We start from the raw sequence: 22,137 nt of genomic DNA, 5'->3' as shown, positions 1-22,137 counted from the left end.
TATATACATGGCGGTGTGAAATGAAGAAGCCCTACATTATTTCTTTTGCGAACAGCAAAGGCGGTGTTGCCAAAACGACAAGCTGTATTGCGGTTGGATGCGCGCTGGCTTCAGCTGGTTATAAAACCTTATTGGTTGATCTGGACCACCAGGGAAACCTGAGTGACGACGTGGGACGTGGTGACGAAGATTATACAATCACCGATCTTTTTGAAGACCCTAAGTTCGATACAAATAAACTCGTTTATACCGCCCTCGATGAGGAAACCATCATTCCTAACTTGGATGTTATCCCCGCCGATATAACCCTTGCTGTTGAGGCGCGCAGCGCCGAACGTTTCCGTCACCGGCTTAATATTCTGGATGAAGGTCTGGCAAGGCTCAAAACCGTTTACGATTTTATCCTGATTGACCTGCGGCCAGCCATCGATCTCAGTATCGAAAACGCGCTGCTGATAACAGATAAAATTGTTGTGCCGGTAGACATGGATCGCAGGGCGGTAAAAGGAATTGATGACCTTTTTCAGGTTGTCCGTGAAGTAAGGCGTAATGACGATTTTGTATATACACTTGTAAAGACAAAAGTTAACGAGTCTCACTCTAAAATGAAAAAAGCCATTGATGGGTACATCAGTGAAGCGGGCTATAAGGTTGCTAATACTGAAATACGCCAGAGTGAGCTATTCAAACAGGCTACAGAGGTGCATCGTCCCGTTATGATGTTCGCTAGAAACGAACGTCCTTACCGGGATTACAAAGCCTTCACGCAGGAGTTGCTGCAGCAGATTGAGGAGGCCGAACGTGGCAAGAAGTGACCGTATAGCGAAAGGGGTTACGCGCGTTACTGAACGCAGAAATATCACCACCGGTAAGCAGATGAACCTTCGCCTTACTGGTCTGGATGACGATGCGCTATCCATTCTTGTTGAAAGAATACAGGAAAGGCTGCCTAACAAAAACATCACGCGGTCGCGTGTAGTCCGGGCCGCCTGCTATATAGAAGATGATAAGTTGATCGATAAGCTGGCTCAGCTTCTCGTTGAAAATACCTGATTTTTATATACATAATATAACCCTTATGCATATACACTTGAATATGCTTTTGTATATACATAATTAAAGATTAATGCCTATACATTTGTATAGGCATTATTGTATTGATGGGTTATGAAGAGGCTAATAATTATTAGGGTTTTGTATATACACTAACGCGTTGTGAGCAGGCCTGCAGCTGAATGTCAGATTAATTTTGCGACCGGTAATTCTTTCCAGTTCGTCGTCCATGCTTTACTCAGCATCTCCCGCTTCATCTTCCAATCCGGATCGATACCTTTACCTGCAAAGCCTATGCTGTAGCGCCCGGAGCGGTTCATCGAATCCATCAGGTTCATCAGTGCGTCGCTGCCGGCACGCGGCGCTTCGTCGTCAAACAGGTTCAGCTGTGCTACACCGTTCGGCCGCAGCTCGCTCAGCATGATGCCGGCCTTCGCATAGCGATAGCCCGGGCGCCAGATCGTATCCAGAGATTTCACCGCTGCCTCGATGATATTGCGAGTGTCTTGCGTACCCACACACAGTTTTACGAAGGCCGTGTTGCCGTAACCAGGCTGCCCGGTATCGAAAGGGGAGGTGCGGATAAAAACGGAGATGTGGTGGCAGTACTGCCCATCCTCGCGAAGCTTTTCCGCTACGCGTTCGGCATACGCGCAGACGGACTGTCGCATAGCATCATATTCCGTAATGCGCTCCCCGAAGCTGCGGCTCACTACAATCTGCTGTTTAGGCGGGGGGCGCATCCTCCATCGGGATGCAGGATTCGCCGTTTAGCTCACGTACCGTGCGCTCCAGCACTACGCCAAAATTCTTACGGATGAAGGAAGGGGAGGTGCGTGCCAGATCGAGCGCCGTTGTCACGCCGAGCAGCTGCAGGCGTTTTTCAAGCCGGGAACCCACACCCCAGAGTTCGCCAACAGGCTGACGCGACAGTAGCGTTTCTGTCCGCCTCGGATTTCCAGGCGTGAGCGCCAGTACCCCACCAAATTGTGGCCACTCCTTGCCGGCCCACTGAGCCGACTTCGCCAGGGTCTTCGTCGGCCCAAGCCCGACGCCGACCGTCAGGCCTGTGCAGGCCCTGACGTGCGCCCGGATCATGCGTCCGAAATCTTCATACGGCATAGTCATTTCCATACCCGTGCAGTCACAGAACCCTTCGTCAACCGAATACACCTCCAGACGCGGCACCATCTCCTCGATGCAGGCCATAACACGAGTGCTCATAGAGTGATTTATGTGGAATAGAGTTTCAACAGCTCAATTAATAACCGTCTCAGAGCACACGTGCTTTAGGAATGTCTGACCAGCGCGTGGTCCAGGCAGGGCTGAGCATTTCACGCTTCATTTTCCACTCAGTGTTAATTCCCTGTCCGGCAAACCACACATTTCCCAGTCCTGACTGGTTAATGCCGTCCAGTACCTTCATCAGCTGTGCGCTGTTAGCCCGTGGCCGATTATCGTCAAACAGGTTTAGCTGGCTTACGCCGTTCGGCGTGAAGTTATCAAGCATGATGCCGGCTTTCATGTACCTGCGACCCTCAAGCCAGATACGATCGAGCGACCGCATCGCAGACTCAATGATGTCCCGCGTGTCCTGTGTTGGTAGTGTCAGCTTCTCTCCGGCGCTGTTTCCGTAAAACACCTCACCGCTGGCGTGTGGCGACGTCCGGATAAACACGCCGATGTTGCGGCAGTACTGACGTTCCCCGCGCAGCTTTTCCGCTGCACGAGCAGCATACTGACACAACGCCTGCTGCATGGCTGTTTTTGTAGTAATGCGCTCCCCGAAGCTGCGACTGCAGACTATCTGCTGTTTTGCTGGCGGCAGTTCTTCCAGCGGAATACATGACTCACCGTTCAGCTCGCGTACGGTGCGTTCCAGCACCACGGAAAAGTTATCGCGAATGAACTTTGGACGCGCGCGTGACAGCTGCAGAGCTGTTTCGATACCCATAAGGCTGAGTCGCTTACCGATACGCCGTCCCACACCCCATATTTCCTCAACGGGCTGGTTAGCCAGCAGGGTTTCAGTACGTTTCGGATTACCCGCCGTCAGCGCCAGCACGCCGCGAAACTGCTTCCATTCCTTACTCGCCCACTGGGCCGATTTTGCCAGCGTTTTGGTGGGCCCCATGCCGACACCGACGGTGAGACCCGTTGTGGTAAATACATGCGTGCGCAGGCGACGACCAAAAGCTTCGAAGTCCTCACAGCCGTTAATACCGGTAATATCCAGGAACATTTCATCAATGCTGTACTGCTCGACGCGTGGCGTTATCTCCTCAAGCGCGGTCATTACTCTCTGGCTCAGGCTGTGATTTATGTGGAATGCAATTTAAACAAAAAAATAAGTTACCATTCCTCTGAAGTTTATTTTCTGAACAGGAATTATTCAGCCTTGAACCACTTCGGTATGCTTACTGGCAGGGAGGAAAGTTGACGGGTGGTAAGACATAGCCGGAAAATCGATTTCCCCGCCGGGATTTAATCTGCCACGCTTATTCTGAAGCCCTCAATCGGGCAATGCGCTTTTATCTTTCACTTTATGCAGGAAGAAATAATGATAAAAAATTACAGAATCCCGGGACTGACCGCGGTGGCATTTCTCCTCATAAGTACCATCGCAGGTGCTGCAGAAGCGCGCTGGACGTTTGACGGCGATATCCACAACAATTCCCTTGCTGTCAGTCCCGATGAAAAAACGGCGGTGGCGTCCTACAGTGAGCGCTCAGACGTGGTGGTCTATGATCTGGCTGCCGGGAAAGTCAGAAAGGTGATGAAGGGCTACGTCACCCCCCCGTAATGCACTTTTCTCTCCGGACGGTAAGGCCATATTTCTTTCTGACAGCAGTCTCGGCGTAGTCAAAAAAATCAGCACCGGGACGCTTGACGTGGCGGCCACGCTGCCGCTGGGGCCCGGGGCATTCGGCACGGCCATAAGTCGTGACGGTCAGCGACTGTATGTGAATAACGAGGCCGCCAGCACGCTCTCGGTGTATGACCTTACACATGACCGGCCCATTGCAGTTGTGACGGGTTTTGGCCCAGCCCCGTCAGGGCATTAAAATCAGCCCGGACGGCAAAACCGTCTACGTCACCAACTTTAAGGGCGATAAAATTACCCTGGTTGATGCCGTGACGGGCGACATTCGCGGCGAGATAACCGGCTTCAGCAAGCTGCGCGCCATTTCTGTCAGCGCAGACGGCCGCACACTGTACGCGGCTAACAGCGGCAGCAACACAATCGCCGTGGTTGACACGCAAAAGCACGTCATTACGGCAACCATTCCCGTGGGTCAGGACCCTTACGGTGCCGCGCTGACGCCGGATAACCGCTATGTTTACAGCGGCAACCTTGGCGACAACAGCCTCTCCGTTATTGATACCGCCGCCGGTAAGGTGGTGTCCACCGTCACCGGACTGGATGCGCCCCGTCAGGCGATTGTCTTCAACAAGGACGGTACCCGCGCGTGGGTGCTGAATAAAGACCTCAGCATTGCGGTGGTTGACCTGAAAAAGAACCGTGTCATGGCCACGATTAAAAGCCCGCCGCAGACCTGACGCGAAACCTCCCTTACTCCAGCGCAGTGACGATCCTTCGCAAAGTGGGGTGGTTAATCACTTTTATAGATTTATTTTAGCTAAATAACCTGTTTTAAAGATTTACTCTGACATGCCTATAATCTTTCTGTCTACTCAGGAGATTCCGGCATGAACGATAAAATATTCACCCTGCATAACGGTGCGCGTCCGCTGAGCGCGCTGAGCAGCCCGAAAGAGGCCATACGACAGTTCACGCCTAACTGGTTCGCCGCGACCATGGGGACCGGCATCCTGTCGCTGTCTCTGGCGCAGTTCCCCTGGCAGGTTCCGGGATTGCGCCTTGTCGCCGAGGGGCTCTGGATGTTTAACATCCTCCTGTTCAGCGTCTTTGCCGTGATGTATCTGGCCCGCTGGGTGATGTACTTCGGAGAGGCAAAGCGCATTTTCGGCCATTCAACCGTGTCCATGTTCTTCGGCACCATCCCGATGGGCATGGCGACCATCATCAATGGCCTGCTGGCGTTCGGTCTTCCGCGCTGGGGCGCAGACGTTATTCAGGTGGCACACGCCCTGTGGTGGCTGGACGTGGCGATGTCGCTGCTGTGCGGCGTGTGCATTCCCTACATGATGTTTACCCGGCAGCAGCACAGTATTGACCAGATGACTGCCGTCTGGTTACTGCCGGTCGTGGCAGCCGAGGTCGCGGCGGTCAGCGGCGGCCTGCTGGCGCCGCACATTGCTGCCCCACACGCGCAGCTCGGCATCATTATTACCAGCTACGTGCTGTGGGCGTACTCCGTGCCGGTGGCGCTGAGCATCCTCGCCATTCTGCTGCTGCGTATGGCGCTGCACAAGCTACCGCACGAAAGCATGGCGGCCTCAAGCTGGCTGGCGCTGGGTCCGATTGGCACCGGCTCGCTCGGCATGCTGGTCATCGGCGGAGATGCGCCCGGGGTGTTTGCCGCGGCGGGCATGCCGGAAATCGGTCACATCGCGCAGGGCGTGGGGTTCGTTGCCGGCATTCTCTTCTGGGGCTGCGGCCTGTGGTGGATGCTGCTGGCCACGCTGATAACCGTGCGATACTTCCGTGAAGGCATCCCGTTCAACCTTGGATGGTGGGGCTTTACCTTCCCGCTGGGCGTGTACACCGTGGCCACGCTCAAGCTGTCTACCCTGATTGACCTCGCATTCTTTAAAGGCTTCGGTGCGCTTCTTGTCGTCATACTGGCGGCCATGTGGCTGCTTGTCGCGGTGAAAACAGTGCGTGGGGCATGGAGCGGTAAACTGTTTGTTTCTCCCTGTCTGGCAGGCCTGGATCGGAAGCCGTGAGTGAAACCAGCACATCGATGCAGGACTCGTTTTTACGCGAGGAATGCCTCGCGGCAGTCACCGCGCCGCATGTGGCCGCGCTGAATCGCTGGGTCAGCGGCCAGCGTCAGGCCGGTGCAGAACTGCCGTGGTTTGATCCGGCTGACGGCGGGGTTAGGGCCGGACTGCTCGTCCTGCTGCAGTCGCCGGCGCGCAGCAGCCCGTCACCGCGGTTTGTGTCGCGTGATAACCCGGGGCCGGCCCAGCAGAACCTTGGGCGGTTTCTGGCGGAAGCCGGTATTTCGCGTCAGGACAGCGTGCTGTGGAATACGGTGCCCTGGGTCAGTCACGGGCTGCAGAAACGGCCGTCAGCGGCGGACATCCGCAGAGGCTGCGCCTTGCTTGAGGACGTGCTGGCGTATCTGCCCGCGCTGCGCGTGGTGGTGCTGGCCGGTGCCGTAGCGGCTCAGGCCCGCGGGACGGTCAATCATCTGTACCCCGGCGTCCCCGTGTTGACGATGCCGCACCCCAGTCCGCTTTCGCTCTGCACGAGTCCGGCGGTGACGGAAAACATTCGCCGGGTACTCTGCGAGGCACGGGCTGCGCTGGCAGGCTGAGGGCGCCAGCAGAATAATACTGACAGGTTTTGCAACCGGCTCTATACTCATATGACAAGGTGATGGCGTTCCACCTTTCCCAACCGCTCCGTTCCGGAGCTGATGACGCCTGATGCGACTCTTGATTTTCAGGAGGTGCGTCAGGCCGTCCTTACTTTCTTCCCGGCCTGCGTACTTCCCTCTTCGGGGGAGAGACCTGTGATACACGTTTTTGGCCACATCAATCCTGACAGCGACGCCATCTGCACGGCCTTCGTCACCGCGCACTGGCTGACCGGGCGCGGCATGGACGCCCGCGCATGGCGTCTTGGCGAAGCTAACCGCGAAACCCATTTTATCTTTGACACCGCCGGACTCACGCTGCCGCCACGGCTTGATATTCCGCTACAGGATGAACGGGTCTGGCTGGTCGATTTCACCGAGCCGGCGCAGGGACCTGACGACCTGCTCCGGAGCAACATCGTGGGGATCACTGACCACCACCGGCTGGGCGGACTGATAACGCAACTGCCGCCGGAGGTACACATACGCCCGCTTGGCAGCAGCGCCACGCTGCTGTGGCTGCTTATGAACGCTGAAGCGCGACGCACGCTGCCCCCGACGCTTGCCATTCTTCTGCTGGGTGCACTCCTGAGCGACACCGTGAATCTTCGCTCGCCCACCACGACCGAAGACGATATCCGTTCGGCTACCGAGCTGGGCGTACTGTCCGGCGTAAACCGCAGAGCCTTCGCCCGTGACCTCCTTACGGCAAAAACTGACGTCAGCGGCCTCAGCGCACAGCTGCTGCTGGACAGGGACCTCAAGGCCTTCGTCATTGCCGGCACTGACGTGCGCATCGCCCAGATTGAGGTCAGCTCCCCGTCACAGGTTGCCACCGTGATGGACGACCTGCTCGCTGCCCTGGCGTATCTGGCAGACCAGTCGGGTGCTGGTTTGGCGGTGCTGATGCTGACCGACATCCGGGCCGGGTTTTCAACGCTTTATTTCGCCGGGCGGGAGAGCGTTAACGCGGCCTCCTGCTCCGTACCGGGTATGCTCAGCCGCAAAAAACAGCTTCTGCCGTGGCTTGAGTCCCGCCTCAACCAGAACGGGAGTTCATTATGACCTGCTACACCCATGCATTGATACTTGTGAACGATAAAGACGACGGCACCCTCCTGCTGAAGCGGGCGGTCGCGCTGGCGCAGCCGCTCGGCATGAAAATCACCCTGGCCCACATCAGCGACGACTACCGGGAAATGAACTACGTGTCCGACAGCCTGATGGACGACGTCGTGTCGGAAGAGGTGCTGAAATCCAAAGCGTTTATGAGCGAGCTGGCGGCCTCCGTGCCTGAGACGGTAGACATGCGGGAGCTGGTGACCATGCGCCGCTTTGAGGACGTGGAGAAGTGCATCGCTGAGCTGGGCGTGGACCTCGTGCTTGCCGGGCACCGAAACCGCTTTATGGGAATGCTGACGTCCCGCTCGGCGGAATACATTAACCACCTCACGGTGGATGTGCTTATCACTCACCTGAATGACTGAACCGGGAGAAACTCTATGCGCTTTACACTGGATAACGTGACCGCCCGTGAAATTCTTGACTCTCGCGGCAACCCCACCGTTGAAGTCGAAGCCCGGACCGTGGACGGAATGATGGCGCGGGCCTCGGTGCCTTCCGGGGCCAGCACCGGCTCGCGCGAGGCCGCTGAGCGCCGCGACGGCGACGTACACCGTTTTGGCGGTAAAGGCGTACTGGATGCTGTCAGGACGGTTAATACGGAAATCTGCGAAGCCTTGCGCGGCAGGGACGTGCGCGAGCAGCGTCAGCTGGATAACATCATGCTGGCGCTGGACGGTACGCAGAGCAAGAGTCGGCTGGGTGCCAATGCCATTCTGGGCGTGTCGCTGGCGGTTGCCCGGCTGGCGGCACAGGCCTCGCACGAGCCGCTCTGGCGCTACCTGGGGGGCCTGCAGGCGAACCTGCTGCCCGTACCGTGCATGAACATTATCAACGGCGGCGTGCACGCCCGCGGTCAGGGCGCGGACTTTCAGGAGTTCATGATAGCGCCACACGGGGCACCCACGCTGCGCGAGGCCGTGCGTCAGGGCAGCGAGGTCTACCAGGCGCTGCGCCAGATCCTGCTGGACAAGAACCTGTCCGCGGCAGTCGGCGACGAAGGCGGTTTTGCGCCCGCCGTATCGTCGAACCGCGACCCGCTGGCGTTTATCGTGCAGGCCATTGAGAAGGCGGGGTACAGGCCCGGAGAAGACATCAGCATCTGCATGGACCCTGCCTCAAGTGAGTTTTTCGCAGACGGAAAATATCATCTGCGCACGGAGGGCAGTGCGCTGAGCGCGGCGGAAATGACGGCGTACTACGGCGAGCTGATGGACCAGTTTCCCGTCATTCTGCTGGAAGACGGCCTGGCAGAAGATGACTGGTCGGGCTGGAAGCATCTGCACCAGCAGCTTGCGGGCAGGGCCGAGCTGGTTGGTGACGACCTGTTTGTCACCAACGTGAAGTACATCCAGCGCGGCATTGACGAAAACCTCGCCAGCGCCGCATTGATTAAACTCAATCAGATAGGCTCGCTTAGCGAAACGCTGGACGCCGTGGCGCTCTGCCAGCGGCACGGGTGGGGCGCGTTCATGTCCCACCGCAGTGGGGAAACGACGGACACATTTCTTGCCGACCTCACGGTAGCCCTGCGCGCGGGACACCTGAAAACCGGTGCGCCGTGCCGCGGCGAACGCGTGGAAAAGTACAACCAGCTGATGCGCATTGAGCAGGCGCTGGGTGAGGACGCTCACTATGCGGGGCTTCATGCGTTTGTGCGCCGCACGTAACAGATCCACCGGACGGCCAGCGGCCGGCACAGGAGCACAGTCTTTGGCACCTTCAACGCTGATTCTCCTGCGCCATGGCGAAAGCCAGTGGAACCGGGAAAACCGTTTTACCGGATGGACAGACGTGCCGCTGACGGACCGGGGGCGGCAGGAGGCTGACCGGGCCGGTGACGTGCTGCGGGACGCGGGCCTGCTGCCCGATCGGGTCTTCACCTCGGTGATGACGCGCTGTGTTCACACGGTCTGGCGGGTGCTGGACCGTCTTGGCCGCAGCTGGACGCCCGTGGACAAACACTGGCGGCTGAACGAGCGGCACTACGGTGCGCTGCAGGGGCTGAACAAGGAAGCGGCTGCCCGGATGATGGGTGCAGAGACCGTCCGGCTCTGGCGCAAAAGCTTCAGCGGCATTCCCCCCCGCGGACGCAGGGGCTCCGGCGCAGCTGCGTCGGGACCCGCGCTACAGCCGCGTTGCGCTGGCCGACCTGCCTGCGACGGAAAGCCTGGAAATGACGCTGCGTCGCGTCATGCCCTACTGGCAGCACGCCGTGATGCCGCAGATACTCTGCGGAAGTACCGTTCTGGTCGTGGCGCACGGCAACACGCTGCGCGCCCTGGCCGCCTTCCTGGACGGCATGCCACACGACAGCTTGGCACAGTTGCATATCCCGACCGGCGTGCCGGCCGTATACCAGATGGATGCGGCCGCACAGGTCGTTTCCCGTTATGTTCTGAATATAAAAAAATAAAAAGGAGTGAACGTGAATCAGCTTTTTGCTGTCATCACCGGCGGTGCTTTAGGGTGTGTTATCCGCTGGCAGCTGGGCGCGCGCCTGAACGCGCTTTTTCCGGACCTGCCGCCGGGGACGCTGCTGGTCAACCTGCTGGGAGGGTTTATCATCGGAGCGGCGCTGGCGTATTTTCTGCGCCATCCCGGCCTCGATCCGGCCTGGCGGCTGCTCATTACCACCGGGCTGTGTGGCGGAATGACGACCTTCTCCACGTTCTCGGCTGAGGTTTTTGCCCTGCTGCAGTCCGGCAGCTATGCCTGGGCAGCCGCCTCGGTGCTGATACACGTGCTGGGTTCGCTGGCCATGACGGCGGCCGGATTTTATATCATGACGCTGTGTGGTTAACCCGAGGGAGACCTTAGTGCAGTGACCGCTGCACTGAGGTATATTGTTCAGAAGCGCTCTCTGCAGGCCAGACCTGACAGGGTTTACGCTTGTAATGCTTCCCGTACACCTGAGGCGCTGCTGTGAAAGAATTTCAGGCCTGCCTGTTCTGGTAAAGGTCCCAGCGATTGCCGTAGATGTCCTCAAATACGACAACCATTCCGTATTCTTCCTCCCGTGGCTCCTGAAAGAAGTGGACGCCTTTTGCCTTCATAGCATTGTAGTCGCGCCAGAAGTCGTCGGTCTGCAGGAACAGAAAAACCCGTCCGCCGCACTGATTGCCGATAAAGCCTTCCTGCCGGTCGTTCGACGCGCGGGCAAGAAGAATAGCACAGTCGCTGTCAGGGGCCGGCGTCACCACGACCCAGCGCTTACCCGGCTGCGGCGTGTCTTCAATGAGGGTAAAGCCCAGCTTATCGGTGTAGTACTCAATTGCACGATCGTAGTCATCGACCACGACCGCCACGTATCCCATACATCGCTTCTGTTTTCTCATCTGCTGCTCCATCAGTTACGGCATTACGCCCGTTATAATCAGCTTTATATCAAATACGGCGTTCAGTTATCTGTACTGATTCTGCACTGATACCCTCAGACCTGACATTGTAAGCATCTGAGCAGTCAGGATTGTGGGCCCAATCTTGTAAGAGCCTGCTCAACCTTTTCAGCATCCTGCTCCAGTATGGCTCTCTCATCGGGAGTGAGCGGGACCTCTTCGAGGTAACGCCGGATGGATGCTTTACTCTCCAGTATCAGCCCGCGCGCGCTATCCTTCAGCAGGTTAAAATCGCAGCCGATGCAGGCCATCCGGTGCGGGCAACTGCTCCAGAAGGGGTTCGTACAGTATGAGTCGCCCAGATCGTAGTAGGTCGCGGGCCCGGACAGGCTGGCGGCTTCAGGATCGTGGTCAACCAGCACGCTTATCATATGAGCGACCCTGTCGGCTTTGACGAACGAGGCAGCCAGCTGAGTCGGGCGGATGCGAAGATAGTGCATTGTAGACTGGGGCGTTGAATGGCCCGTCCACTGCATCAGTTCGTACAGCGACATGCCCTGCGGTACGCTCGCCAGCGCGGTCACGGCTGAGGCCCGCCCCCGGTGGCTGGTTATCATTCCGCCACTGTCTTCACAAGGCACGCCCGCTCTTGCGCATAGCATCGGTATCACGGTGCGGTTGAGGATAGCGCTGCCGGCAGGCTTACCCCGGTACTGAAACAGAAGCCGGACTTTCTCACCGGTTCGCTCGTCAGCGAGCAAAGCCTGTTCTGCCGGACGCTCATCCAGCCATATGTCGACGTATTTTTTCACCACGGCCGCCACCGGTTTAACAAAGGCTTTTGAGGTTTTTCCGGCAGGGATATGCAGGTAACACAGGGTTCCTGCCGGGATGATACTTCCGTCGTCCTTCACGATATCGTCCGCCTGCGGCGCGATGCACCCGGTTGTCAGGCGGAGCAGTTCGTTCTTTCTTACCCCCCGCATGGGTCCAGATGACGGCCATTGCCTGCAGCATGGCCAGTGGATAATGTATTTCAGTGAGCAGATCTTCCTGACGCAGATTGAGGCTGGCCCAGATGAGCTTCAGCCAGACCGGATCGTCAATAACACGGGGATTGACGCCGCGACGGAACAGCGGCGTATCCGGTGTGGAAAGATGGCGGGCAGGGCTGAAGTGCAGGCGCCCCCCAGCCCCAGTTTTCGTAATCAATCATAAAACGGCGCAGAGAATAGATAAAATGCGCCCTGGAATGCGGCATCATGGGCTCGCCGGAGCGCACCGATTTGCGGGTGCCCCTTTCCGTGCCCAGCTGAAGCTCATCCACGTTCATCCGGCCTACCGCCGCAATGAAGCTGGCGCAGGTTTCCATTGTCCAGTCTGCCGGTTCCCGAACCTCCGGATGCTCCTTTTTCAGCCAGAGGCCGCAGCGCAGAATAAAGCTGTACTGGCTTTCACGGGTGCGCGGCCTGAGCACCGACGTTTCCCGCCAGCGCCGGCACCAGTGCACCCAGGCCGGATCGACGCCTTCGACCGGCTTTTCGTACCATTTTTTTATAGTTTCGCATCCTCACCGGGGCGCTGATAATCCCCAGTGCGGCAAGTGCATGTGAAACGCGGCCGACGTAACGGGATATTCCCTTGTCTGTCCCGCTCTGGGCGCGCCAGAGGAGTTCAGGCGTAAACGTTTCAAGCCGGGGATCCCTGTTCATGATCATCAGTGTTGCCAGTATACCCGAGACATGATTTTTCTGGCTGGTCGGGGCATAACCCAGCGACGTCAGCGTATCAGTCAGCCGGTCCAGCTCCTGGTGATAAAAAGCCTGGCCGAAGATGGCAGAAGCATAGAGCGCGGGTTTACGTATATCAGGCAGGCTGAGCGGGTCATGCAAATCAGCCAGATGCCAGGCAAAAGCGGCCATTAACGGACGGCCCTCCCTGACTTCCCGGCACAGCGTCAGCCAGCGTTCCTGCGGCCAGCACCAGCAGGGCATGCCGTCTGCATGCATTTCGCGCAGCAATCCGGCTATCACCAGCCCCGTGATTTTGCTGCCGCATCCGCTTCCGGCGGCAATGTCCATCAGCGGCCTGATGAGGTCCGGCACCGGCTTCGTTCGCAGCATACGGGACCGGCTGTGAGCGCTGCTCAGTGCCGTCCGTTCAGCGAGGGTCAGTGACGCCTCAAGCCGGTATTCAGTCATGTCGAACGGATGCCGGCTGTTTTCAATCGGTGTGTGTGGGCTCATGTTATTTCTCTGTTCTGAAAATGAGGTTCGCCATCCTGATATCTGCCGTTTCAATCGCGCCAGCCATCCGGGCAGCCAGGTCCCTGCCAGAAAGATGAATATAAATCTGTGTTGTGGTCAGGTCGCGGTGTCCTGCATAGGTGGCAAGTTCGTGCAACTTCCAGCCCGCGCGGGCAAGGTGTGTGAGTCGCAGGTGCCGGAAGGTATGGGTTGAGATGTCCGGCATCCCAGACTCAAGCGCCCATTTCCGTACCGTTTTGCTCCAGGTCCAGAATGAAAGCGGCCCGCCCTGATTACGATCGGACTCAGAACGGAACAGGGCACCTCTTACGATTCCGGTCCGCTTCATCTGCATAAGGTGCGCGGCCAGCACTGGCACTACTGCCGGGCTGTAACAGACAATTCGTTCACGCCGGCTCTTGGTGGTTTCTGCCCGGATGCGGATGAGCCGGTGAGCAAAGTCGAAGTCGTCAATACTTAGCGAGGTAATTTCAGACCGACGCAGCGCGCCGTAATAGGTTAATGCCAGCATCAGGCGGTCACGCAGTGGGGAAGCGGCGGCATGATAAAGAAAACACTGCCACTGCGCATCGTCAGGAATGCGCGGCAGCTTTACAACGCGGGGAACCAGTCCCCGGCCGGAACTCAGCATGCCGGGCGTGCCGGATCGGGGCAGCGGATTGACCGTGCAAAGATCCAGGTACATGAGAAAGTCATACCAGAGGCGGATCGCCGACAGGCGAAGCTGGAGCGTGGCGCTGGCCGCGGAAAAAGGCATCCCGGGTAACTGAGGACTAATATAGGCAGCCAGGTCTTCAAACCGCGCCTTTTCAGGTTTAATTCCGTTCTGGCTGCAGAACGCAAAGTAATGACGGAGGGCATTGCGGTAGGCTGTTAGCGTGGCCTGCGCCCGCCCCAGATCGGATAACAGTTGCAGCCAGCGCTCTGCCAGCAACAGAACGTGTCCACTCGGTGGAATCAGCATTGCATTCTCCTCTGACAACAGCTTTGCTGTTCAAAGTTTACTCAATCAATGTTGCATTCCACGTAACTTACTACAGCGCATAGTTTGAGCTGAACACGTGTATCTTTTCCGGATAGTCCTGCGTTTTTATCTGGAACCAAGGTGCACCCATTTTTATACCCAGAGCTTTTGCGCCAGCAGAGCGCGCAATAACGCAGCCATCGTTGTTACTGAGCACGACTACCGGCCTGCCACGCAGGTCCGGGCGGAAAAGCGTCTCACAGCTGGCATAGAAAGAGTTGACGTCAGCCAGTCCGAACATGGGCATAATTATCTCCGACGGGCACGGGTACTGTTAAAGAACCAGGTGACAACGCCGAGCAGCTGCAGCTCTTCCGGATAGATGGCGGCGTAAGCAGGATTCATGGGCAGCAGTGCCACCCTCGGGATCAGCTGCAGGCGCTTAACTGTGAACTCACCGCCAACCTCGGCAATGACGATGTCGCCATGCGTGGGTGGCTCCGCGCGATCGACCATCATAACATCACCGTCATAGAGCACCAGCTCCTGCATGCTGTTGCCACTGGCCCGTACGAAGAATGTGGATGCCCGTCTGCGAATACAGAGCTCATTCAGGTCCAGCTCTTTCTCTACATAATCCTGAGCAGGGGAGGGAAAGCCGGCTGAGCAGGGATCTGCGTACAGCGGCACCTTTACCGTTGAGGTAAAAATCGGCGGCCATAACAGCGTCAGGCCCTGAGCGTAACTGACCGCTTTCATAACGCGGCGTCCCGGACGTGCTGCCGTGTACGGATTAAGAAAAAAAATGTAAAGCGCATAAAAATCCTCCTTTAAATTATACTGGTTATATGAACAGTATTGTTGAGCCTGAAATTTCTGGCAAGAGGAAGCGAAACGGTTATGGCTAAAACTGTTGTCAGATCGCTGAAATTTTACCGAAATGCTGAGCTATGGCCTTTTTATATGCGTTGCCACTGCAGCCGGATCAACAGGGTATAAAAGGCTTTCCTTTTGAGTGCAGCCCTTTTACGGCAGTAAGAGGCTTGACCATTTAGCCAGCTTTAAATTATATTTCCATTATTCTGGAAATATAGATTTGGTGATGGCATGGACATACAAAATGCTGCTAATGCTCTCAGGGAACTGGGACACGTGACGCGACTGGGAGTTTACCGTGAACTGGTGAAAGCCGGGCCTGAAGGACTGCCCGTGGGTGACATCCAGAAAAGACTGTCTATTCCGGCCTCCACGCTCAGCCATCATCTTTCTGCGCTGATGTCCGCTGGCCTCATAAGCCAGGAACGGCAGAGCCGAACCCTGTTCTGCAGGCCCTGCTATGCGCAGCTTGAGCAGCTGATGACCTTTCTGACGGAAGAGTGCTGCGCCGGTGGCAGTGGCTGCAGCCTGTCCACCGCAATTACCCATAAAGAGACTCCATTGTGAATAACGTGAATGATGTCCTGAACAATATCGACCCGATTCTCCTCGATGCACCGATGACGGAAGAAAATCTGAAGGCCGCAGAGGTGGCGCACCCGCCCCGCATCCTGATGCTCTACGGCTCGCTGCGGGAGCGCTCTTACAGTCGTCTCACCACGGAAGAGGCGGCGCGGCTGCTGACGGCCATGGGTGCGGAGGTGAGGATATTCAATCCGTCCGGCCTGCCGCTGCCGGATGATGCACCTGAGACGCACCCGAAGGTCGCGGAGCTGCGCGAGCTGGTGCTCTGGTCAGAAGGAATGGTCTGGTGCTCTCCTGAGCGTCACGGGGCTATGACTGGCATCATGAAAACGCAGATTGACTGGATACCGCTGACGTCCGGGGCGGTCAGGCCCTCGCAGGGCAAAACTCTTGCGGTCATGCAGGTCAGCGGCGGCTCACAGTCGTTCAACGCCGTAAACCAGATGCGTATTCTCGGGCGCTGGATGCGCATGATCACTATCCCGAACCAGTCATCCGTGGCGAAAGCCTGGGCCGAGTTTGATGAGGACGGCCGCATGAAGCCTTCTCCGTATTATGACCGCATAGTGGACGTCATGGAGGAACTGATGAAGTTCACCCTGCTGACGCGCGGTCGTAGTGGTTATCTCACCGACCGCTACAGCGAAAGGAAGGAGAGTGCTGCGCAGCTCTCTGAGCGGGTAAACCAGCGCAGCATATAAAAAAAGCCGGCATCTGCCGGCTTTTTCACATTTTCTATGCCCACAGCCTGGGGAAACATCAGTGGCTGACGCGGTTCCCGTGCTCATCAATGACGGCTTCGCCGTCCTCTTTGGTAAACGCTCCCTTCTGCGGATCCGGCAGTATGTCCAGAACCGCTTCGGAGGGGCGGCACAGCTTCGTTCCGAGCGGCGTCACCACCACCGGACGATTAATGAGGATTGGATGAGCCAGCATCGCATCGAGCAATTCTTCTTCGCTGAACCGGTCTTCGGCAAGGCCAAGCTGCTCGTAGGGATCGGTATTTTTACGCAGCAGAGCGCGCACGCTGATGCCCATGTCCGCAATCAGCTTTTTCAGCTCGTCGCGCGACGGTGGAGTTTCCAGATACAGAATCACCGTGGGCTCGGTGCCGCTGTTGCGGATAAGCGCCAGGGTATTACGGGACGTCCCGCACGCCGGGTTGTGATAAATGGTGATGTCAGTCATAAGCGGTACTCCGTAAAGGCGCTGCACAGGCGCAGCGCCGGGGTTAGGGTTAAACAGACAGGCGCAGGGCCAGCGCGGCCAGCGTCACAAACAGTACCGGCAGGGTAATCACGATGCCCACACGGAAGTAGTAGCCCCAGCTGACGGTAATGTTTTTCTGTGCCAGGACGTGCAGCCACAGCAGGGTAGCAAGGCTGCCGATGGGGGTGATTTTCGGACCGAGGTCGCAGCCGATGATGTTGGCGTAAATCATCGCCTCCTGCACCACGCCCTGCGCGGTGCTGCCGTCAATCGAAAGCGCCCCAACCAGCACGGTAGGCATGTTGTTCATCACCGAGGAAAGCGCCGCTGTCAGAAAGCCGGTGCCGAGCGTTGCGCCCCAGACGCCATGCTCGGCAAACCGGTTCAGGGCGGCAGAAAGGTAATCAGTCAGGCCGGCGTTACGAAGACCGTACACCACCAGATACATGCCCAGCGAGAAGATAACAATCTGCCAGGGCGCGCCTTTCAGCACCTTGCCGGTATCAATCACGTGTCCTTTGCGGGCAACCAGCCAGAGAATACACGCCGCCACCGCTGCCACCAGGCTTACCGGCACGCCGAGTGGTTCGAGAGCAAAGAAGCCGACCAGTAGCAGGATGAGAACAATCCAGCCGGTTTTAAAGGTACGCGCATCGCGAATGGCCTCACGCGGCGCCTTCAGCTTCGCCAGGTCGTAAGTGGCCGGGATGTCCCTGCGGAAAAACAGGTGCAGCATCACCAGCGTGGCGGCCACAGAGGCGATATTCACCGGCACCATTACCGAGGCATACTCGCTGAATCCCAGCTTAAAGAAGTCGGCCGTAACGATGTTCACAAGGTTCGATACGATGAGCGGCAGGCTGGAGGTGTCAGCGATAAAGCCCGCCGCCATCACAAACGCCAGCGTGGCACCGGGGCTGAAACCCAGCGCCAGCAGCATGGCGATAACGATGGGCGTCAGAATTAGCGCGGCTCCGTCATTGGCAAACAGCGCCGCCACTGCCGCACCCAGCAGAACGATATACGTGAACAGCAACCGGCCCCTGCCGCCGCCCCAGCGGGAAACGTGCAGCGCCGCCCACTCAAAAAAGCCGGACTCATCGAGCAGCAGGCTGATAATGATAACCGCAATAAAGGTAGCCGTAGCGTTCCAGACAATCTGCCAGACCACCGGAATGTCCCCGATGTGTACCACGCCGGTCAGCAGCGCCAGCGCGGCGCCGATAACGGCACTCCAGCCAATGCTGAGCCCTTTCGGCTGCCAGATCACCAGTATCAGGGTCAGGATAAAAATCGCACCCGCCAGAAACATACTCTCTCCTTCTTAATTATAACTGCCCGTTAAAGCGGGCTGCTAAGTGTACCCTGTAAATATATGCGTTTAATCGAATGTGTTTAGATAAAATTTTTACATGCAGACAGCTTTGCCGTTAGTGGTTGCGTTATCACGCTCAGCCTGCTGACTGAGATAAAGAATTTCATCCCGCTGGCACAGATATGCCTGCTCAATGACCGCTGCTGCCCATGCAGGCATGTGTGGCGATAACCGGTAATAGATCCACTTGCCGTCGCGCCTGTCGATAAGCAGCCCACTCTCTCTGAGCAGGGCCAGGTGCCGCGATATTTTTGGCTGTGTTTCTTTCAGGATAGATACAAGCTCGCAGACGCAGAGCTCCCCTTTTTCGCGCAACAACAGCACCAGGCTGAGCCGGGTTTCGTCAGAAAGATTCTTAAAAAGTTGCAGGGGCAGAAGTGACGGCATAATTTCTCCTTCGTGGCGGACAGCAACAAGTCTCGTCTGCTGCAGACGAAAGGTCAACTTTATATTTATAAATTCATATATGTTTTGACGTGCTTACAGGCTTTTCAGTACAGCTTAATGAGGGAATAGCGGTTAAACGATATCACACAGATTTTAACGGCAGCACACTTTCAGCTGCCTTAATGGTCGGGCATGACGAAGTAACATCACAAAAAAAGCCTGTTTCTTTAGTGAACCGTTCTACTTATGGCAGAAAGCAGCATCAGTAAGAGTGGCTTCCGGCCAGATGACCTGCAGTAATAACCGGCACGATATCCTCAGGCTCTTCTGCCTGCTCCAGTTCGCGCAGAATACCGCAGTCCCGTGTTGCCCGGTTGGCATTGCAGTGGCTCTGGAGCTCAAACAGTTGTTTTTCCAGCATATTCAGTTCACGAATACGGGCCTGAACATGGTTCAGATGTTCATTTATCAGGGCATTAACCGTACCGCAGTCTGCGTCAGGCTGGCTGCGCGCCTGCAGCAACACCCGGATTTCTTCATGGGTCATATCGAGCGCCCGGCAGCGCCGAATAAACATAAGCCTTTCGAGATGTGCGCTGTCGTAATGGCGGTAGTTATTAGTCTGGTCCCGCAATGCGGCCTGCAAAAGCCCCTCTCGCTCATAATAACGTACCGTCTCTACAGGACATCCCGCCTGGCGGGCCAGTTCACCAATTTTCATATCACACCTCTTCTGAGCTTGACCCTGTAGTTACATCAGGGTCTTTAATGCCAGTATACGTTATGAACGGGATAAAAAAATGAGTGACTGCTGCAGTAATAAAAAATGTGGATCAGCCGCAACCGTAGAGGGGGGCGTCTGTTAAAAATACCGCAACTGCCCCGACTGAGGCTTCCGGGAAGATGCCACCAAAAACGACTGAGACCACACCGGCTTGTTGCAGCACCGGGAGCTGCTGCTCAAGGGACGGCCTGAGCCAGGTGTCCGAACCGGTTGCAGAGCATCCCCGCAACGATGACGTTCAGACGCGTCTGCGCATCATGCAGATGGACTGCCCGACGGAGGAGGCGCTCCTCCGAAAAAAACTGGCAAAATTATCTGCCGTCAGCAATCTTGAATTCAATCTGATACAGAGGGTGCTTACCGTGACCCATACGCCGCAGGCTCTGGGGCCAGTTCTGCAGGCGGTGCGCTCGCTGGGTTTTGACCCGGAACCGATTGATAAAGCAATGCAGCCTGAAGGCAACTGCTGTTCAAGCCGTGAGGCTGAAAGTACCGGCGGTTCCTGCTGCGCGCCTGCTCCTGTCACATTCGGTGAGCTGCAGACCCAGCAGGTGACCGCTGACGGGGTGCGTACCAGTATCAGGATCATGCAGATGGACTGCCCGGTTGAAGAGGGCATGATCCGTAAAAAGCTGGACGGCATGTCAGCCGTGAAGGAACTGGATTTTAACCTTATGCAGCGCGTACTGACGGTGGTTCACGCACCGGATGCGCTCGAGCCCGTTCTGGCCGCCATTCGTTCGCTGGGCTTTGAGCCTGAACTTCCTGACAGCAGTGGCCGACACGTGGTCACGGAGGAAAAGAAAAAAACCTGGTGGCCGCTGGCGCTGGCCGGTGTGGCGGCAATCGCCGCCGAAGCCATGCACTGGACGGGTATGCCGGAATGGCTGGAAGCGGCTCTTGCTCTGGCTGCCGTTGCTGCCTGTGGCCTGTCCACATACAAAAAAAGGCTGGATTGCACTTCGCAACGGCAACCTGAATATCAACGCCCTGATGAGTATTGCCGTCACCGGGGCGCTGGCGCTCGGACAGTGGCCTGAAGCCGCCATGGTAATGGTGCTGTTCACGATTGCGGAACTGATTGAAGCAAAGTCTCTTGATCGCGCCCGCAATGCCATTGGCTCTCTGATGAAACTGACGCCTGAAACGGCCACGGTTCAGCAGCCGGACGGCTCCTGGAAAGAAACTGAGGCCAGGTCTGTATCCCTTAACAGCGTGGTCAGGGTAAAACCGGGCGAGCGTATCGCCCTCGACGGCACGGTGGTTCGGGGAAGGACCGCCATTAATCAGGCACCTATTACCGGCGAAAGCCTGCCGGTGGATAAAGGGGAAGGCGACCCGGTCTTCGCCGGGACGGTCAACGGATCCGGTGGCTTTGAGTACCGGGTAACGGCCGCTGCCGGAAATACCACGCTTGCGCGTATCATTCATGCCGTGGAGGAAGCGCAGGGGGCAAAAGCCCCTACGCAGCGCTTTGTTGATCGCTTTGCGCAAATTTATACCCCTGTGGTGTTTGCTATTGCCGTTGCAGTTGCCGTTCTCCCGCCGCTGATTGCAGGTGAAAGCTGGCAGGAGTGGATTTACAAGGCGCTGGTGATGCTGGTTATCGCCTGCCCTTGTGCGCTCGTCATTTCCACGCCAGTGACCATTGTCAGCGGCCTGACGGCAGCAGCTCGCCGGGGGGATATTGATCAAGGGCGGCGTTTATCTTGAAGAGGGCCGAAAGCTGAAGTGGCTGGCACTCGACAAGACCGGCACCCTGACGCACGGTAAGCCGGTACAGACGGATGCGATTATCTATACCGGGGTGGCAGAAGACGAGGGGCGCAAGCTGGCTGTGAGCCTGGCAGGTTACTCCGATCATCCGGTTTCGCAGGCTGTATCGGCGGCATCAGATGGCATTCAGCGTTATGAAGTGGAAAACTTTGAGGCTCTGCCAGGCCGCGGCGTGCGTGGCGTCATCAACGGTCAAACCTACAGTCTGGGCAATCTGAGGCTGGCTGAAGAAACGGTGCGCTGCCCGGAAGCGGTCAGGGCTGCACTAACGGAACTGGAGACCGGGGGTAAAACGGTCATCATGCTCTGTGACACTCATCAGGTGCTTGGGCTGTTTGCGGTGGCTGATACGGTGAAGGAAAGCAGCCGCGAGGCGATAAGTCAGTTGCATAGTCTGGGTGTCAAAACGCTCATGCTGACCGGAGACAATGCGCACACTGCGCAGGCCATTGCCGGTCAGGTTGGTATTGATGAGGCGCGGGGGGGATCAACTGCCGGAAGATAAACTGCGTGCTGTAGAAACATTTACGGCGCAGGGCACGACCGGCATGGTAGGCGACGGCATCAATGATGCACCGGCGCTGGCCCGCGCCGATATCGGCTTTGCCATGGGTGCAATGGGCACGGATACCGCCATCGAGACTGCCGATGTGGCCCTCATGGATGACGATTTGCGTAAAATTCCGGCTTTTGTCCGACTCTCCCGGCAGACGTATAACATTCTGGTTCAGAATATCGTTATGGCTATTGGGATCAAGGCAGTATTCCTGGCCCTGACCATTGCCGGTATGGGGACCATGTGGATGGCCGTATTCGCAGATGTGGGGGGCAAGTCTGCTTGTCGTGGCAAACGGTCTGCGCCTGTTGCGTAAGTAACCTGCCTGGCTGCTC

General features: G+C 57.2%; 18 protein-coding genes, 6 pseudogenes and 1 riboswitch. Of the genes and pseudogenes, 13 read left to right on the top strand and 11 right to left on the bottom strand.

Going from position 1 to position 22,137, the window contains the following annotated elements:
- Positions 1–20: 20 nt before the first annotated feature.
- Positions 21–815: a ParA family protein gene (locus JNO11_RS24685; RefSeq protein ID WP_325178122.1), complete on the top strand. Its 795-nt coding sequence runs from the start codon at positions 21–23 to the stop codon at positions 813–815.
- Complete coding sequence (locus tag JNO11_RS24680; RefSeq protein ID WP_039387113.1) at positions 802–1,053, top strand: hypothetical protein; 252 nt, start codon at positions 802–804, stop codon at positions 1,051–1,053. The genes JNO11_RS24685 and JNO11_RS24680 overlap by 14 nt, the downstream gene beginning before the upstream one ends.
- Positions 1,054–1,238: 185 nt before the next feature.
- On the opposite strand, the pseudogene umuC (JNO11_RS24675) reads toward JNO11_RS24680, so the two are convergent.
- A pseudogene (gene umuC, locus JNO11_RS24675) lies at positions 1,239–2,280 on the bottom strand (translesion error-prone DNA polymerase V subunit UmuC); the annotation flags it as partial.
- A 46-nt stretch (positions 2,281–2,326) separates the two neighbouring features.
- Positions 2,327–3,376 (bottom strand): translesion error-prone DNA polymerase V subunit UmuC, encoded by a 1,050-nt coding sequence (gene umuC / locus JNO11_RS24670; RefSeq protein ID WP_325178133.1) that lies wholly within the window; start codon positions 3,374–3,376, stop codon positions 2,327–2,329.
- Between the two features lie 237 nt (positions 3,377–3,613).
- Between umuC (JNO11_RS24670) and JNO11_RS24920 the strand changes: the two are divergent.
- The 8 genes and pseudogenes from JNO11_RS24920 to crcB all read left to right on the top strand — a co-directional run bounded on the left by JNO11_RS24920 (position 3,614) and on the right by crcB (position 10,488).
- Positions 3,614–4,614 (top strand): annotated as a pseudogene (locus JNO11_RS24920) (beta-propeller fold lactonase family protein).
- Positions 4,615–4,764: 150 nt separating this feature from the next.
- Positions 4,765–5,925: a TDT family transporter gene (locus tag JNO11_RS24655; RefSeq protein WP_010260819.1), complete on the top strand. Its 1,161-nt coding sequence runs from the start codon at positions 4,765–4,767 to the stop codon at positions 5,923–5,925.
- Complete coding sequence (locus JNO11_RS24650; protein WP_010260817.1) at positions 5,922–6,521, top strand: uracil-DNA glycosylase; 600 nt, start codon at positions 5,922–5,924, stop codon at positions 6,519–6,521. Before JNO11_RS24655 ends, JNO11_RS24650 begins: the two co-directional genes overlap by 4 nt.
- A gap of 49 nt (positions 6,522–6,570) precedes the next feature.
- Positions 6,571–6,640, top strand: a riboswitch (Fluoride riboswitch).
- A 79-nt stretch (positions 6,641–6,719) separates the two neighbouring features.
- Positions 6,720–7,628, top strand: a complete 909-nt coding sequence (locus tag JNO11_RS24645) for a DHHA2 domain-containing protein (protein WP_010260815.1) — start codon at positions 6,720–6,722, stop codon at positions 7,626–7,628.
- Positions 7,625–8,050 (top strand): universal stress protein, encoded by a 426-nt coding sequence (locus JNO11_RS24640; protein WP_010260813.1) that lies wholly within the window; start codon positions 7,625–7,627, stop codon positions 8,048–8,050. Before JNO11_RS24645 ends, JNO11_RS24640 begins: the two co-directional genes overlap by 4 nt.
- 15 nt (positions 8,051–8,065) lie before the next feature.
- Positions 8,066–9,355, top strand: coding sequence for a phosphopyruvate hydratase (eno, locus tag JNO11_RS24635; protein ID WP_010260810.1), 1,290 nt, complete (start codon positions 8,066–8,068; stop codon positions 9,353–9,355).
- 43 nt (positions 9,356–9,398) lie between these two features.
- Positions 9,399–10,101, top strand: a pseudogene (locus tag JNO11_RS24630) (2,3-bisphosphoglycerate-dependent phosphoglycerate mutase).
- Between the two features lie 12 nt (positions 10,102–10,113).
- A complete protein-coding gene (crcB, locus tag JNO11_RS24625; protein ID WP_010260804.1) occupies positions 10,114–10,488 on the top strand; it encodes a fluoride efflux transporter CrcB in 375 nt (124 codons plus the stop codon).
- A gap of 133 nt (positions 10,489–10,621) precedes the next feature.
- Here crcB and JNO11_RS24620 read toward each other — a convergent pair whose 3' ends face one another.
- From JNO11_RS24620 to umuD, 5 genes and pseudogenes are all read right to left on the bottom strand, one after another.
- Positions 10,622–11,023 (bottom strand): VOC family protein, encoded by a 402-nt coding sequence (locus tag JNO11_RS24620; RefSeq protein ID WP_010260801.1) that lies wholly within the window; start codon positions 11,021–11,023, stop codon positions 10,622–10,624.
- Positions 11,024–11,148: 125 nt separating this feature from the next.
- Positions 11,149–13,269 (bottom strand): annotated as a pseudogene (locus tag JNO11_RS24915) (tyrosine-type recombinase/integrase).
- A 1-nt stretch (position 13,270) separates the two neighbouring features.
- Positions 13,271–14,254: a tyrosine-type recombinase/integrase gene (locus tag JNO11_RS24595; protein WP_346267512.1), complete on the bottom strand. Its 984-nt coding sequence runs from the start codon at positions 14,252–14,254 to the stop codon at positions 13,271–13,273.
- Positions 14,255–14,327: 73 nt separating this feature from the next.
- Positions 14,328–14,555 (bottom strand): annotated as a pseudogene (locus tag JNO11_RS24590) (DNA polymerase V subunit UmuC); the annotation flags it as partial.
- 8 nt (positions 14,556–14,563) lie between these two features.
- A complete protein-coding gene (umuD, locus tag JNO11_RS24585; protein ID WP_082212583.1) occupies positions 14,564–15,013 on the bottom strand; it encodes a translesion error-prone DNA polymerase V autoproteolytic subunit in 450 nt (149 codons plus the stop codon).
- A gap of 348 nt (positions 15,014–15,361) precedes the next feature.
- On the opposite strand from umuD, the gene JNO11_RS24580 reads away from it, so the two are divergent.
- Together JNO11_RS24580 and arsH are read left to right on the top strand one after the other, a co-directional pair.
- Positions 15,362–15,697: a metalloregulator ArsR/SmtB family transcription factor gene (locus JNO11_RS24580; protein ID WP_034915528.1), complete on the top strand. Its 336-nt coding sequence runs from the start codon at positions 15,362–15,364 to the stop codon at positions 15,695–15,697.
- A gap of 5 nt (positions 15,698–15,702) precedes the next feature.
- Positions 15,703–16,416, top strand: coding sequence for an arsenical resistance protein ArsH (arsH, locus tag JNO11_RS24575; RefSeq protein WP_122983671.1), 714 nt, complete (start codon positions 15,703–15,705; stop codon positions 16,414–16,416).
- A gap of 58 nt (positions 16,417–16,474) precedes the next feature.
- Here arsH and arsC read toward each other — a convergent pair whose 3' ends face one another.
- The 4 genes from arsC to cadR form a co-directional block, all read right to left on the bottom strand.
- On the bottom strand, positions 16,475–16,903 hold the full coding sequence (gene arsC / locus JNO11_RS24570; RefSeq protein WP_034915523.1) for a glutaredoxin-dependent arsenate reductase: 429 nt from the start codon (positions 16,901–16,903) through the stop codon (positions 16,475–16,477).
- Between the two features lie 49 nt (positions 16,904–16,952).
- Positions 16,953–18,236, bottom strand: a complete 1,284-nt coding sequence (locus JNO11_RS24565) for an arsenic transporter (RefSeq protein ID WP_034915520.1) — start codon at positions 18,234–18,236, stop codon at positions 16,953–16,955.
- Between the two features lie 96 nt (positions 18,237–18,332).
- A complete protein-coding gene (locus JNO11_RS24560) occupies positions 18,333–18,686 on the bottom strand; it encodes a metalloregulator ArsR/SmtB family transcription factor (RefSeq protein ID WP_034915517.1) in 354 nt (117 codons plus the stop codon).
- 262 nt (positions 18,687–18,948) lie between these two features.
- On the bottom strand, positions 18,949–19,407 hold the full coding sequence (cadR, locus tag JNO11_RS24555) for a Cd(II)/Pb(II)-responsive transcriptional regulator (protein ID WP_034915515.1): 459 nt from the start codon (positions 19,405–19,407) through the stop codon (positions 18,949–18,951).
- 320 nt (positions 19,408–19,727) lie between these two features.
- On the opposite strand from cadR, the pseudogene JNO11_RS24550 reads away from it, so the two are divergent.
- Positions 19,728–22,122, top strand: a pseudogene (locus JNO11_RS24550) (heavy metal translocating P-type ATPase).
- Positions 22,123–22,137 lie beyond the last annotated feature (15 nt).

This window comes from Pantoea sp. 1B4 (genome assembly GCF_016925765.1).
Classification (GTDB): Bacteria; Pseudomonadota; Gammaproteobacteria; order Enterobacterales; family Enterobacteriaceae; genus Pantoea; species Pantoea agglomerans.
This window is presented reverse-complemented; position numbering and strand designations above follow the sequence as displayed.

Excerpts from the sequence above, each read along its gene's own strand:
- JNO11_RS24595 (WP_346267512.1), bottom strand. The coding sequence starts at position 14,254 with ATGCTGATTCCACCGAGTGGACACGTTCTGTTGCTGGCAGAGCGCTGG.
- JNO11_RS24560 (WP_034915517.1), bottom strand. The coding sequence starts at position 18,686 with ATGCCGTCACTTCTGCCCCTGCAACTTTTTAAGAATCTTTCTGACGAA.
- eno (WP_010260810.1), top strand. The coding sequence starts at position 8,066 with ATGCGCTTTACACTGGATAACGTGACCGCCCGTGAAATTCTTGACTCT.
- arsC (WP_034915523.1), bottom strand. The coding sequence starts at position 16,903 with ATGACTGACATCACCATTTATCACAACCCGGCGTGCGGGACGTCCCGT.
- JNO11_RS24655 (WP_010260819.1), top strand. The coding sequence starts at position 4,765 with ATGAACGATAAAATATTCACCCTGCATAACGGTGCGCGTCCGCTGAGC.
- umuD (WP_082212583.1), bottom strand. The coding sequence starts at position 15,013 with ATGAAAGCGGTCAGTTACGCTCAGGGCCTGACGCTGTTATGGCCGCCG.
- JNO11_RS24685 (WP_325178122.1), top strand. The coding sequence starts at position 21 with ATGAAGAAGCCCTACATTATTTCTTTTGCGAACAGCAAAGGCGGTGTT.
- JNO11_RS24640 (WP_010260813.1), top strand. The coding sequence starts at position 7,625 with ATGACCTGCTACACCCATGCATTGATACTTGTGAACGATAAAGACGAC.
- JNO11_RS24620 (WP_010260801.1), bottom strand. The coding sequence starts at position 11,023 with ATGAGAAAACAGAAGCGATGTATGGGATACGTGGCGGTCGTGGTCGAT.
- JNO11_RS24580 (WP_034915528.1), top strand. The coding sequence starts at position 15,362 with ATGGACATACAAAATGCTGCTAATGCTCTCAGGGAACTGGGACACGTG.
- JNO11_RS24565 (WP_034915520.1), bottom strand. The coding sequence starts at position 18,236 with ATGTTTCTGGCGGGTGCGATTTTTATCCTGACCCTGATACTGGTGATC.
- cadR (WP_034915515.1), bottom strand. The coding sequence starts at position 19,407 with ATGAAAATTGGTGAACTGGCCCGCCAGGCGGGATGTCCTGTAGAGACG.